This is a genomic window from Bacillus sp. PK6-013 (assembly GCF_054161445.1).
Map to the genome: position 1 here is coordinate 1,728,707 of NZ_CP096417.1, position 13,508 is coordinate 1,742,214.

Sequence of the window (13,508 nt, forward strand, 5' to 3'; positions counted from 1 at the left end):
AACAAGGATGTTCGTTTCTCACGAGTTTGAAAAAAAGAAATATCCCGCCTTGAGGCGGGATATCAGCAACTTACCAGGCTCTGTCGTACTGAACAGGTCCTTCAATTTTTGTGTTCAGCTGTTTGGCAGCGGTTTTCGGCCAGTATGGATCTCTCAGCAGCTCTCGCGCAACGAAAATGAGATCTGCGCGTCCATTTTGGAGGATTTCCTCAGCTTGAAGGCCGCTTGTGATCAACCCGACTGCACCTGTCTGGATTTCGGCTTGGGCGCGAATTGTATCGGCGAAGCCGACTTGATAGCCCGGGAAGACGTTGATGTCGGCAGGCACGACTGCACCGGAGCTGACATCGATCAAATCAACGCCCTGTTCTTTCATCCATTTGGCGAAACCGACATAATCGGCGACATCAAGGCCTTTTGTTTTGTAGTCTGAAGCTGAAACGCGTACGAACAATGGCCCGTCCCAGACTTCTTTTACAGCGTCGATGACTTCGCGAAGCAGCCTGTAGCGGTTTTCCGGTGATCCTCCATATTCATCCTCGCGTTTGTTGGAAAGCGGTGATAAAAATTCGTTGATCAAATATCCGTGGGCCCCATGAATCTCAATGATGTCAAAGCCGGCGGCTTTCGCGCGTTCAGCTCCTTTTTTGAAAGCCTGAACGGTTTCTTTTATGTCTTCTTTTGTCATTTCAATAGGTGTTCGCGAATTTTCGTCGAAAGGAAGAGCTGAAGGCCCGTAGATTGTACCTTCGACCTCGGCTTTTCTTCCGGCGTGTGCCAGCTGAATCGCCGTTTTGCTGCCGTACGGCTTGATTTGTGACGTTAATGCGGCAAGTCCGTCAATATGCGCGTCATCCCATATACCAAGATCCTGATCGGAGATTCTGCCCTCTGGGGTGACGGCGGTAGCTTCTACCATGATCAGTCCGACTTGTCCGACGGCGCGGGAGATGTAGTGGGTCATGTGGAACGGCTGCACTTTTCCATCCTTTTCATGGGAGGAATACATGCACATCGGCGACATGACAATCCGGTTTTTTAGTGTAACTCCTTTTAAACTCCATGGTGTGAACAGTTTTCGATTACTCAAATTTTTTCGCCTCCCGTAAGTTTTCGCCTCGATTATACCAATTCTGCCCATTCACGTCATATAAACTGCTCAAGTCATTTCCATATGTAAGAATGTTCAGTACAATAAAGTTGTTCACATTCTATTTTTTACTAAATACGATATTTGCATACACCTGCGGAAAACAGCGAAAGAGGGGGTTTGCTTTGTGAAGTGGCAGACAGTGGAAGAACTGAAACAGCTGCTCATTTCTCTAGTTCAATACGAAAGCATCTCAGGCACGGCCGGAGAAGTGGCGCTTGCGAAGTATATGCATGATTTATTAAAAGACCGTTCGTACTTTCAAAAGAATCCTGAATATTTAAAGCTTCACCCGATGGAAGACGGGCGTTATTTTCTAACCGCCCTCGTCAAAAAGGAAGAGAAATCAAATACGGTGCTCCTCTTGAGCCATTTTGACGTGGTCGATACGGCAGACTACGGCGAATTCAAACATACGGCATGCAAAGTCCCAGAACTCATGGATGTATTAAATGATAAAAAAGAACTTTTGCCTGAACGGGTCAGAAGAGACTTGGAAAGCGGCGAGTGGCTGTTTGGAAGGGGAAGCATGGACATGAAAGCGGGTCTTGCTGTTCAATTTTCGATGCTGGAACGGGCGATGAACGGAGAATTTGACGGAAACCTTCTATTAATTACGGTTCCGGACGAAGAAGTCAACTCACAGGGGATGCTTGAAGCCGTACCCGCACTGAAAGCTTTAGAAGAGGAATTTGGCCTTCATTATACATCATGCTTAAATTGTGAGCCGATGTTTGAAAAACATCCGGGAGATCAGAAGCAATACGTCTATTCAGGCAGCATCGGCAAAGCGCTTGCCGGATTTTTCTGCAAAGGGATTGAGACGCATGTCGGCGAGCCGTTTGCAGGGGTGAATGCGAATTTAATGGTGTCCGAAATCAACAGGCTGCTCGAATTAAACGTTGACTATTGCGAAGAAGCGGATGGAGAAGTGACGCCTCCCCCGGCCAATCTGATGCAAAAAGATTTGAAGGAAGCGTACTCGGTTCAGACTCCTCACGCAGCGGTGTCGCTCTTTAATGTGCTGATGATGGAGCGTTCCGCCGCCGAGCTCCATCACATGCTGCTTGACACAGCCAAGGAAGCGGCCGCCAATATTCAAACAAATATTGAGCGTAAAACGGCCGAATATCAGCGATTTGAAGCATTCACGCCAATGAATCCGACCGTTTCCGTGCTGACGTTTGAGGAGCTGTGGAACAAAGCAAAGGAAAAGGCCGGGAAGTCCGAGGCGGAGCGCATACTCAACTTTGCATTTGCCAACAGGGGGAAGCTTGGAGACCGCGATTTTTCAACGAAAATCGTGTCTGAATTGGCTTCGCTCTGCAAAGAAGATGCTCCGATGATCGTTCTGTTTTACAGTCCGCCGTTTTATCCGGCTGTTTCTTCAAAGGACGATCCTTTGATCCGAAAGGTGATGAAAGATGTGAAACAGTATGCGGCCGACAGGTACGGTATTGAATTTACAGAAGTCCAATATTTTCCCGGCCTGTCCGATTTAAGCTACCTTCAGCTGCAAAAGCAGTCTGTCGATGCGTTCACATCCAATATGCCGCTGTTTCAACACGGCTATTCATTGCCTAAAGGACGAGAAAACGCACTGTTTGTGCCGGTCATCAATATCGGGCCGGCCGGCAAAGACCCTCATAAATGGACGGAACGCCTCCATGTGCCGTTTTCATTCGGAAAGCTGCCCGATATCCTTCGGCTGGCGATACACAAGCTTCTCTAAGTATACGGACGGGGCCGCTTGGGGAAAAATCGGGAACAAGCGAAACGCTGTCTCCCGATTTTTTTAAATTTTGGCCGCAAACATATCCCTGATTTCCGCAGAACGATTCGCCGCTTCTTTGACGCAGGATATGACGATCTGTTCAAATTGTTGGTCGTCAAGCACCCGAAGGCCTGCTTCTGTTGTCCCTCCGGCGCTTGTAATCTCTTTTCTCATGACAGAAGGGTTCCTGCCGGTTTCAAGCATTTGAGCTGCACCTGACATCATATCGATAATCAGCTGTTTCGCCGTTTCTTCAGGAAGTCCCAATTCCGCAGCTGACGCCAGCAGGGCTTCGACAAATCGATAAACAAAAGCGGGGCCGCTTCCGGCTACTGCTGTCACCGCATCAAGGGCAGATTCCTCAACGATTGCAACGCTTCCGATTGTCGCAAAGAGGTCAGCTGCTTCCCGCATCTGCTCTTTCGTCACGAGCGGGCTTGCCGCAAAGGCTGTGGCTGATTTTTGAATGGAGGCCGATGTATTCGGCATGGCCCTTACAACTGGCAGATCAAGCCCGGCGTAGTGCTGGATCGTGCGAATCGGAATGCCTGCAAGGACTGAAATCAGCAGCTGATCTTTTCGCAAATAGGGGCGGAGTGCGGCCATTCCGGCCGCCGCGTCCTTCGGCTTCATCGCCAAAACGAGTGTATCCGAACGGGCGGCGACTTTTGCCGTATCGGCTTCTCCGCACACCCCGTATGTCTCGCTTAACTCACGAAGTCTGGCCGTATTCGACTGATTCGTAACGAATATCGCTTCCGGCTCCATCGCACCGCTTTTGACAAGCCCCTTAATCATCGCTTCAGCCATCGAACCGGCTCCGATAAATCCCATTCGTTTCATTATGAATTCCTCCTTCTAAAAAACAAAAAAACCTTTCCGTCTTCACAAAGGACGAAAAGGTTTCGCGGTACCACCTTCATTAGCATATAAATGCTCAGCTCTTGCCCCGTAACGCGGGATACGTTTAGGTTTGCCTAAGCGCTCTGAGGGCAGGTTCAACATGCAAGCGGGCTGTGAAATCTTTCAGCCGTGGATTTCACTCTCTTTCACCATTGCTTGTTTACTATTCCTCTTCATTGCGTCTTCAATCATTTACCTGCATATATTTGTTGTTCATTATGCTATGAGGAATGATGAAATGTCAACAGGCATTTGAAGCAAAAATGACATGCGCGGGAGAAAAAGGTAAAATATGATCAACATCAATTCGCAGGATGAGGAGAATCAAACGATGAAAGACGCAAGAATCATTCCTATTTCACTGCCGACTCCGTTTGCAGTCGGAGACGTCAACATTTATTTGGTCAGAGGCGAGGCGCTGACTCTGGTCGATGCCGGGCCCAACACAAAGGAGGCGGCCGCCGTTTTGAAGAAAGAGCTGGCCGGCCAGGGACTGTCATTAAACGATATTGACCAGGTCGTTCTGACCCATCATCACGCTGATCACGCCGGACTGCTGGACGAATTCCCCGCAGGGGTCAACATCATCGGCCATCCGTTCAATGAACCGTATATCAGCCAAAATCCCGATTTTATTGAAAAACAAAAGGCCTTTTTTACATACCTGTATCAGCGATTCGGCGTTCCCGGCGATATGAAGCCGCCGGGGCTTACGGTAAAAGCGTCGTACCGGTTTTCCTGTAATCGGACTTTGACAGAGACCGTTTCAGAAGGCGCGCAAATTGACGGGCTTGAAGGGTGGAGGGTTCTTGAGACGCCCGGACACGCCGCTTCACATATTGTCCTTTATCATGAGGAGCTTGGAAGCATGCTCGGAGGAGACTTGCTGTTAAAGCCGTCTTCTTCAAATCCGCTTCTTGAAGTGCCGCAAAAAGGAGAAAGGCGCCCGACTCCGCTGCTGGACTATTTGAAATCGCTCGGCAGGCTGCGGGAGCTTCCGCTCAACATTATTTATCCCGGCCACGGGGAGGACATCACAAAAGTGAATGAGCTTGTCGCCAAAAGGCTGGAAAAGCAGCGAAACAGAGCCGAAGAGGTGTACCGCATCCTTACTGAAAAACCGCATTCACCTTATCAGATATGTCAAAAACTGTTCCCTGCAGTCTATGAAAAAGAGCTGTTCTTAACGATGTCAGAAACGATTGGGCAGCTTGACGATTTGGAATCCCAAGGGAGGATCGGTGCAGAAACGGCCGATGGAATCGAGTACTATTACGCAAAGTAGGTGACGAACATGCAGCAAAAGTTGAAAGAGCAAAACGTGATGATTACAGGGGCTTCAGGAGGACTTGGGGAACGGATCGCATACCATGCCGCCAAGGAAGGAGCCGAGGTCATTCTGGCTGCGCGCAGAAAAGACCGCCTCATGGCTTTGAAGCAAAACATCGCCGATGAAACCGGTGCAAAATGCCGCATAATCGCATTGGACGTCAGCCGGACGGATGACATAAAAGCGGCGTTCCAAGAGGCCGGTCCGGTTGATATTCTTGTGAACAACGCGGGATTCGGTATTTTCGAAAACGCGCTTGACGCTTCCCTTGAAGATATGAAAGCGATGTTTGAGGTCAACGTATTCGGTCTGATCGCCTGCACGAAAATGGCACTCCCGCATATGATCAGGCAAGACAAAGGCCATATTATCAACATCGCCTCGCAAGCGGGCAAATTAGCGACGCCCAAGTCAAGCCTTTATGCGGCAACAAAGCATGCTGTGCTCGGGTATTCAAACAGCTTGAGAATGGAGCTTGCCGAAACGAGGGTCAACGTGACAACGGTCAATCCTGGACCGATTCAAACCGACTTTTTTAAGACGGCCGATAAAAGAGGGGATTATGTCAAAAGCGTCGAGAGATGGATGCTTGATCCGGATCAGGTTGCTAAGAAAGTCGTCTCGGCAATGATGACGAACAAGCGAGAAATTAATCTTCCAGGCTGGATGAACGGCGTCAGCAAACTCTATCAGCTCTTCCCAGCCCTGGTTGAACGAGCAGGCCGGAGCGCTTTCTATAAAAAATGATCGTCTCTGAAAGGAACGGTTTCTAGACTAAAGAGAAAGCTAGAAAGTGTCAGTGGTCCTGATGAATTTGTTGAAATTGCAAAAGAGATTGGAATTGAGAATCTGACAGAATAGCAGCAGAATTATTATTTATACACTATAAATAGAAAAAACAAAAACAAAGTGGAATCATGGGGCACATCAATAGGGGTATTGAAGAAGGATAAATTTGTAAGAAATTTTAAAGATATTAAAAATCTACTTGTCCAAATTGCTGTCCACCAACTAGCCTTGTCATTAACAACATGACTACTTTTTTCAGGGATTGATGAAGCATCACCCAGAAGTTAAAAATCCATATTGTGGTCGATATGTTTTGAAGACTCATAAGGTCGAAGAGAAGTCCTTTTAAAAGGGCTTTTTTTATGTGTAATTTTTTTGATTACATTTTGGATAGTCATAATAGAACTTACATTCGGAATGAGGTGAATAATTTTGAGAGCCTGTAATTTCGAACTTGAAAATGCCATTCATGAAAAAATTATAATTGCCTCTGTGTCCATGCGATAGAACAAGAATTTATAAAGCTGAAGCAAGTGGCAACAAGAAAATAGAGGAACATTATCAGCTCAAATTAAAAGAACTGTTTTCCCAAAGAAAATAAACGATTATTTGAGAAAAGAAAATGTCAAAATACAAGAGGTTGTTATGTGATGGCATGTTTGTAAAATATCCATATTATATTAGGAGCAAGGAAGGGGGCATAAAAGAAGGGGAGGCGATGTATTGGAAAGCTGCCTTAAAATTGCAGATGATAAGGAAACTAAATCATCTTTGAGATGCGAGTATCTCATGTTTTAGGTAGCCAAAAAAGCAGAGATGTGGAAACACCTCTGCCATTCATTTTATGCAGCAGCAGTTTGATAATAAGCGATTATCCCTACCGCTAATAATACAATCATTACTGCCAGAATAGACCACAAGATGGTTTTTGCTTTTTTGGACATTGGTTTCACCTCACAGTCGCCGATTAATCAAGCCTGGTTTTTTTGTAAGTCCTCTTTCCATTTTTGTCGCCAACAGCTTTAAGATGCACATTCCCTAATTGCACCGCAAAATCTTTAAGTGGCCCAATCCGATAAAAGAAGCTTCCTGTGACAGCTGCCTTATTGTCACCTGTTACCCAAGCATTTTTGCCACCTGGGTTTAATTCTGTTCTGACGACAGGATTCCAGTTTCGAACGACATAAGCGCTACTAGAGTTAATTTTTTTCACTTTACCTTTAGTAACACTATAGTTTACTGAGACCCTATATGTAGTTACAGGTGCTCCAAAAAATTTAACTGAATCTGTGTAAGAAACTGACTTATTTGCTTGAGGTTTCGCAATAATATCCTCTTCTTCATTTACTTCTGTATTTACAGTTAAAGCATTTGTGTCAAACTTGGTAAGATTGTCAACAAACTTCTGTTGACCTTCTTTCGGCATCGCCTTAAATTGGTTTAATACATTTTGTGCATCAAACACTGCGGAAGAAACATATTCTGGTGAAACTCCACCATTTATGGCATCTTCTTCACTATAGTTGGCCAGGTAATTGATATAGTCCTCTATAGTGTATTTAAACGCTGTATCGTTGGCGTGGACCTCTGCGGCCGATATTTGACTTGGCATCGTCAATCCAATTGTAGCAAAAACAGCAACAAAAAACAGGATCAATTTCCTCATTTTTCCTCTCCCTCTCAAGCTTTTTTCCAAGGATTATGACCTACACCGTATCACCTATACTTCTGATTAATTTGCCCCTATATCCACCCCCTTTACCTAAAGGTTAACAAACAATACTCCAAAAATAAACAGTTTTTGATTAAAATAGGTAATTAAATATCAATATTTTGAAAATATGTCAGTATTAAAGTCTTGATCCGATTTCAGTGAATGTGGTAAATGTCTAGCAATCTTGACATATATGAAATTATTTCAAATCAAAACCATGATTGACTAATGACAAATATATGGATATTGTATTAAAATGAATAACTGTAAAATTGAGGTATTGATGTAAGGGGGACAAAAATATGCAGAAAAGCAACAGCTTGTGGCAAAAAAACTTCACCTTTTTATTCGGCTCCAAAATGGTGAAGATAACCGCAGACAGTTTTGCGTTTAGCACTATTCTGTGGTTTTTAATTTTAGATGGCAAGGGGGCTATCGGTACTGCTTTTTTGATATCTGTAAGCTTTCTTCCTCAAGCGATTTTGGGGCCGATCATCACGCCACTGATGAAAACAGCTACATTAAAGTTCTGGATGTTCTTCTCAGATTTGACCAGAGCATCAATAATGCTAATCATTCCAATATGTTATTTTAATGGCTTTTCTCCTTTGTGGTTTATTATATTTCTAATGCTTATACATTCTGCAACAGGAGCTTTATATGATCCAGCTTCTGTATCCTTAATTCCGAAAATTGTGAAAGAGGATATTATCCAAAAAGCCAATGCAACAATTCAGTCATCTGGCCAAGTTGTAAGATTGGCCGCGGTAACACAGCTTGGTATTGGTAGGTGTTGACTCCAAATATTAAACCGAGAATTATTAACCCAATCCCAATAAGCCCTTTGAATCTCTCCATATTCCCCTCCCTTTTTCCTTCCTCTTTTTCCATTTTTTATTTTACTTCCCTTTCCATTAAAACTCAAGGCGTTTTAACACAATTAAGAATTAAAACCAATATATTCCTTCAATATATCATGAGTATTTAAACTCTGGGATTAGCCATCTAAACAATAGCCCATTGTTAGATCTTATAGATCAAAAGTTCTTTCAGGAAAGTTTGCATAGATTTAGGTTAAGTTTACAAAGAAAGAGATCAATTGTTAAGATCTGATCTCTTTCTTTTAACATAATGTCAGCTAATATAATTCTTAGGATTTCACATACAGCATTTTTATTAGAAACAACATAGTCGCATTTGCTGCTTGCAGCATAGTCTATGTTGGCCCGATCAAGAGTGCACGGATCTCCTCTTTATTCCTATCTTGTTGAATTTTCGTGACTCCAGATCTTGTAAAGGGGTATGTATAAAGATCCCAAACAGTTTAGTCTCTTGAATAGCCCTCTATTTTTTTAATTCCTTCGGAACGGAATCGTCCGTTTCTTTTTTATTTGCATTTTTTTAGATGATCTCCTGTCAGAGAGGCTCAAAATATCATATAAAGACAGGGAGACTTTGTCCCTCTTCAAACCGCTGCACCGAACCTGTGCTTCCTTCTATAGGCTTTGCTTGATCTGAAGGCACCTGTCCCGTCTGAGGCAATCGATATAAAAATACTGTATGCCGAAAGATTCCGTGCTTCCGGGAACACGTGCCGGCCGCTGATGAAAAATAAGGTAAAGGTCGCTTTCGTTATGCTGTTCTTCTTATATAAAATGGCAACTGGGTGACGAAAAGGAGTAATATTTTACCATTTATTGAAATTCTCTCATCCCGGCCGAAACATGATATCACGTGATACTCGCAACAAAATACACGATAAAAGGAGTTTCTTAACGGTGCAGGAAGAATGGAACCCATTGATGAAAAATCGTTGCATCATCTGGTTAGTCACGGGGATTTGCTTAACGGTCATCTTTCAATTTCCGCTGCAGAGCGTCGCTTCATCTGCAGACAAATACGCCAATTTTGCCGAGCTTGCCGAACATGAAACAGAAGGAGAAGATTATCAAATCGAATATACAGACATGGGCACCGAACTGCTGATTCTTTCGCCGCACGGCGGAGGAATCGAAGGAGGTGTCAGTGAACTTGTCCGCGCCTTCAGCGCCGATTATTCCACTTACTTATTCGAAGGAATCAAACCCTCGCAAAACTGGGATCTTCACATCACAAGCAATCATTTTGATGAACCGCAGGCCGTCAAAGCGGTCAAAGAGCACAACTATACGCTGGCTTTTCATGGATATCATGACATCGTTGAACATACGCTTGTGGGAGGAACGGATACCGGAGGGGCGAAAGCGATTGTCAGAGCGCTGCACAACCAAGGTTTTTCAGCGGAGCTGGTCAGCCCAAGCCACCGGCTTGCAGGGGGAAATCCCGAAAATATCAATAATCAATGCAAAACAGGTCAAAGCATTCAATTGGAAATCAGCACGCCTCAACGAGAGGCTTTTTTTTCGGAGTTCGGCCTGTGGACGCGGGCAAGTTCTAAAAATGAGACGTTCCAAACGTATGTCTCAGCTGTTAAAGAAGTTTTGGAAACGCGGTATAAATAAGATTGTATATTTGGGTCACATTAAAACTAAAGACATTTAAGAGGGTGAGTATGTTGATCTATATATACAACTGTTACGGCGGCACTCATTCTTCTGCACTTGCCGCCGCTTATCATCTGAAAAAGCTCCCATTCAGCAGAAAACCGTCGAAAAACGAAATTTTAAGTACCGACTGTTTTAATCAATTAAGTCCGAAGGAAATGGGGAAATTAATCTTTCACGGTCTTGATGAAGAAGGCCACCAGGTGTACACGATCGGCAGAGGATCATCAAAAGCGGTCATTCCAGCCATGCTGGGCGTTTTTGAGCTGTTTGAAAAAAACGGAAAACTGCAGGAAAAAGTCGTTTTTTCAAACACGTCTCCGACTGTGCCCATTGCGATGACATTCGGCGGTTTATTTTCAAGAAGGCTGAAAATCGATCCGATCGGGGTTCCTTTGCTGGTGCTCGGAGCGCAGCAGGCATACAAAGACATCATCAAACTGGTGCAGCAAACAAAAGACCGTTCAAAAACGACTTCTTCGGTGATCGAAGTGCTGGATAACAATTTCATAAAAAAATGAACATCTAAACAGCTTCCAGTATGATGAGTCTTTCGGCTTCCATATTGGAAGCGTTTTTTTATTTTTTAAATATAGTAATTGTTTTTTAAAAAGGACATTTTCTAAAAAATTGAATATAAGATAGAGGATATTGTTGAAATAGGACGAATCTATAACCTTAGAATTACTTTTCATAAATTTACTTCTTTGTAAATTTGAAGGGTAGAGATCAAGGATTTCCCTTCCACTTTGCTAGAGAATACTATCTGAAAGAAGAAACGGGGGGTTAAAAAGACGGCTGCAATCGTTATGAGAAGCAGCGATTTTATATTGGGAAATTCAATCTGTGACACTTTAAATGATAGAAGTGTAGTTTTGAAAATGAAAATCAGCGTGATAAGAGGCGGAAAATTAGAATGATGTTCTTTTTTTAGAATAACAAATGGAGCCGTCTGTCTCAATACAAATTAGGAGGCGCCTATGAAAAAAATGTTTTCTATTTTTCAAAATAAAAATTATGCGCTGCTGTTCTTCGCATCCTTTACCTCACAAATGGGAGGGATCATCGGACTCACTGCCCTCTTGTTTTACCTGCTAGACCGTTTTTCCAATCAGCCTGCATATGCCACAATGACCGAGCTGATGCTGTCATTGCCTACATTGGCTGTATTTTTCCTCGTCGGTGTTTTCGCGGATAAGTTTGACCGGCAGAAAATCGCCAAAAACTGCGATTGGATCTGTATGGGACTATCGATTGTATTACTGCTGTCTCTCTATCTTGAATGGATGCCGTTTACATTTGCCGTTCTTTTTTTAAGAAATGCCGTTAAAAGTTTTTTCACCCCTGCCCAAACTTCTCTTATTCAAGGAATATTATCTGAAAACGAATATTCGCTGGCCGTCGGATTGAATCAAATGGTAGCCAGTTTATTTATGCTGTTCGGAAACGGGCTTGGCGTATTTTGTTATTGGACGCTTGGAGTTGAAGGAGCCGTTATGGTTGATGCAGCCAGCTTCGCACTGAGCGGGCTTTTAATTCAAGCCTGCCGGATTTCCGATGCCGTCCGCATGCCAAATGGAAAACATTCCATTAGACAGCTGAATATCGCTGGTATATGGAAAGATTTCACACTTGGTTTTACTTATATTCTCAACCATAAATTGCTGCTTGCCCTCGTGTCCGGATTCGTCCTTTTCGGAGTTGTCAATGGGGGGCTCTCGGTCATGCAGGTGTTTATATTAAAATACAAGCTTGCACCTGTAAACTATGAAGAGATGTCGATTGTACTCGGCATTGTTTTCGGTGCGGGGTTTTTGGCGGGGAGCATCGCCGCATCCTTGCTTTCTCAAAAATTGAAGCTTTATCAACTTTTGATCCTAGCGCTGATTGTTTGCGGATGTGCCACGATTTCCGGCTCCCTGGTTAAAAGTTTGTGGCTGTATATGGTCTGCTCCTGCTTTATCGCGGTTTCGCTTCCAAGCATCAACGTTGCCATCGGAGGGTGGATACCAAACATCGTCAATCCGAAAATGATGGGTAGGGTGCAGGGATGGATTCATCCGCTTATGATGCTCTCACAGTCGCTGACCCTTCTGTTTATTGCGTGGCTTTACCCGGCATGGATCGCGCTTGAAAGCCTGTATTGGCTAGTCGGGGGAAGCCTGATTGCTGTTGGCGTTTTCTACATGATTATCCTTCCGAAGTTTTTAGCGCTGAATCGGACGGCTGACGTATCTGTCGATTAACGGCTTATTCACCAAAAAATATCTACAACGAAAGGGAATGATAGAAATGAAATTATTTTGCCTGCCTTACGCCGGCGGATCCGAATCTGCATTTTATTCCTGGAAAGGCCATATGCAGCCCGACATTGAGATTTGTCCGATTCAGCTGAAGGGAAGGGGCCGGCGTTTCAACGAGCCTTGTTACGAAAGCCTTGAAGAAGCAGTTCAAGACATTTTTGAGCAGGTTCAAGCTGAACGAAAAGGTGACGACTACGCTCTTTTTGGGCACAGCATGGGAAGCCTTTTGGCATATGAACTTTACTATCAAATGAGCGGGGCGGGGGCTGAAAAACCGGTTCACATTTTTTTCTCGGGCTATAAAGCGCCAAAGAGGATCAGAAAGAAAGAAAAACTGCATACCTTGCCCAATCCTATTTTTAAGAAAAAAATTGTCGAGCTCGGGGGAACACCTGAGGAGCTCATCAATCATGAAGAGCTATTTGAATTGTTTATCCCCATTCTCAAAAGCGACTTTAAAATGGTAGAAAACTATATCTATCAAGAAAGAAACAGCAAAATAGATTGCGACATTACCGTTCTCAACGGAAAAGAAGACGCTATGAGCAAGGAAGATGTATCCGATTGGAAACATCATACTTCAGGACACTTTACAGCCTACTACTTTGAGGGGAATCATTTCTTTTTGCACCATCACGTTGAAAAGATCACCGGCATCATCAATTATTCACTGACAGCCAGCCGGACGTTTTAACCTACGATTTCGGCGAGATTCAAGCCCGGGTCTAATCTATTTTTCCTTCCTCCGCCGCTTCGAAAATTACTTTTATTATAATCGGAACAGTGTTTTTTAGGTCTTTTGATCTGGTTGCTGTTTATCTTGTCTCATAAATACGTGTTTCGACAATGTAAAATATAAAATATCCAATTCATAAAAAATTAACCATTATTAAACAATATTCCCATGGAAAATAATGATTATTTTTGATAATCTGTTTTCACAAGACGGAGGTTCAATAAAAAATCGGTAAAAGAGCAACTACAGACCAATATTATGGTGAA

General features: G+C 43.7%; 10 protein-coding genes, 1 pseudogene and 1 other annotated feature. Of the genes and pseudogenes, 8 read left to right on the forward strand and 3 right to left on the reverse strand.

All coding sequences use genetic code 11. The features are described 5' to 3' along the window. Positions 1-70: 70 nt before the first annotated feature. The gene (gene namA, locus M1E03_RS08880; protein WP_095291163.1) at positions 71-1,141 is read right to left on the reverse strand and encodes an NADPH dehydrogenase NamA; all 1,071 of its coding nucleotides are present in this window, start codon (positions 1,139-1,141) and stop codon (positions 71-73) included. A gap of 136 nt (positions 1,142-1,277) precedes the next feature. Here namA and M1E03_RS08885 point away from each other — a divergent pair, with 136 nt between their 5' ends. After that, positions 1,278-2,882: a M20/M25/M40 family metallo-hydrolase gene (locus M1E03_RS08885; RefSeq protein ID WP_023855137.1), complete on the forward strand. Its 1,605-nt coding sequence runs from the start codon at positions 1,278-1,280 to the stop codon at positions 2,880-2,882. A 63-nt stretch (positions 2,883-2,945) separates the two neighbouring features. On the opposite strand, the gene proC is transcribed toward M1E03_RS08885, so the two are convergent. Next, on the reverse strand, positions 2,946-3,767 hold the full coding sequence (gene proC, locus M1E03_RS08890) for a pyrroline-5-carboxylate reductase (RefSeq protein ID WP_023855136.1): 822 nt from the start codon (positions 3,765-3,767) through the stop codon (positions 2,946-2,948). A 44-nt stretch (positions 3,768-3,811) separates the two neighbouring features. Then, positions 3,812-4,013: a binding site (T-box leader), on the reverse strand. A gap of 145 nt (positions 4,014-4,158) precedes the next feature. Between proC and M1E03_RS08895 the strand changes: the two genes are divergently transcribed. Continuing rightward, entirely contained in the window at positions 4,159-5,112 is a 954-nt protein-coding gene (locus M1E03_RS08895) for an MBL fold metallo-hydrolase (RefSeq protein WP_023855135.1), read from the forward strand. 9 nt (positions 5,113-5,121) lie between these two features. After that, positions 5,122-5,904, forward strand: coding sequence for an SDR family NAD(P)-dependent oxidoreductase (locus M1E03_RS08900; RefSeq protein ID WP_025811193.1), 783 nt, complete (start codon positions 5,122-5,124; stop codon positions 5,902-5,904). 1,009 nt (positions 5,905-6,913) lie between these two features. On the opposite strand, the gene M1E03_RS08905 is transcribed toward M1E03_RS08900, so the two are convergent. After that, positions 6,914-7,612, reverse strand: a complete 699-nt coding sequence (locus M1E03_RS08905) for a hypothetical protein (RefSeq protein WP_095291176.1) — start codon at positions 7,610-7,612, stop codon at positions 6,914-6,916. A gap of 350 nt (positions 7,613-7,962) precedes the next feature. On the opposite strand from M1E03_RS08905, the pseudogene M1E03_RS08910 reads away from it, so the two are divergent. From M1E03_RS08910 to M1E03_RS08930, 5 genes and pseudogenes are all read left to right on the forward strand, one after another. Continuing rightward, positions 7,963-8,445, forward strand: a pseudogene (locus M1E03_RS08910) (MFS transporter); the annotation flags it as partial. Between the two features lie 993 nt (positions 8,446-9,438). Next, the gene (locus M1E03_RS08915) at positions 9,439-10,161 is read left to right on the forward strand and encodes a poly-gamma-glutamate hydrolase family protein (RefSeq protein ID WP_026579336.1); all 723 of its coding nucleotides are present in this window, start codon (positions 9,439-9,441) and stop codon (positions 10,159-10,161) included. A 53-nt stretch (positions 10,162-10,214) separates the two neighbouring features. Then, the gene (locus M1E03_RS08920) at positions 10,215-10,724 is read left to right on the forward strand and encodes a DUF3189 family protein (RefSeq protein WP_023855132.1); all 510 of its coding nucleotides are present in this window, start codon (positions 10,215-10,217) and stop codon (positions 10,722-10,724) included. A 459-nt stretch (positions 10,725-11,183) separates the two neighbouring features. After that, a complete protein-coding gene (locus tag M1E03_RS08925; protein ID WP_095291177.1) occupies positions 11,184-12,449 on the forward strand; it encodes an MFS transporter in 1,266 nt (421 codons plus the stop codon). A 46-nt stretch (positions 12,450-12,495) separates the two neighbouring features. After that, positions 12,496-13,200 (forward strand): thioesterase II family protein, encoded by a 705-nt coding sequence (locus M1E03_RS08930; protein ID WP_095291179.1) that lies wholly within the window; start codon positions 12,496-12,498, stop codon positions 13,198-13,200. The last annotated feature ends 308 nt before the right edge of the window (positions 13,201-13,508 follow it).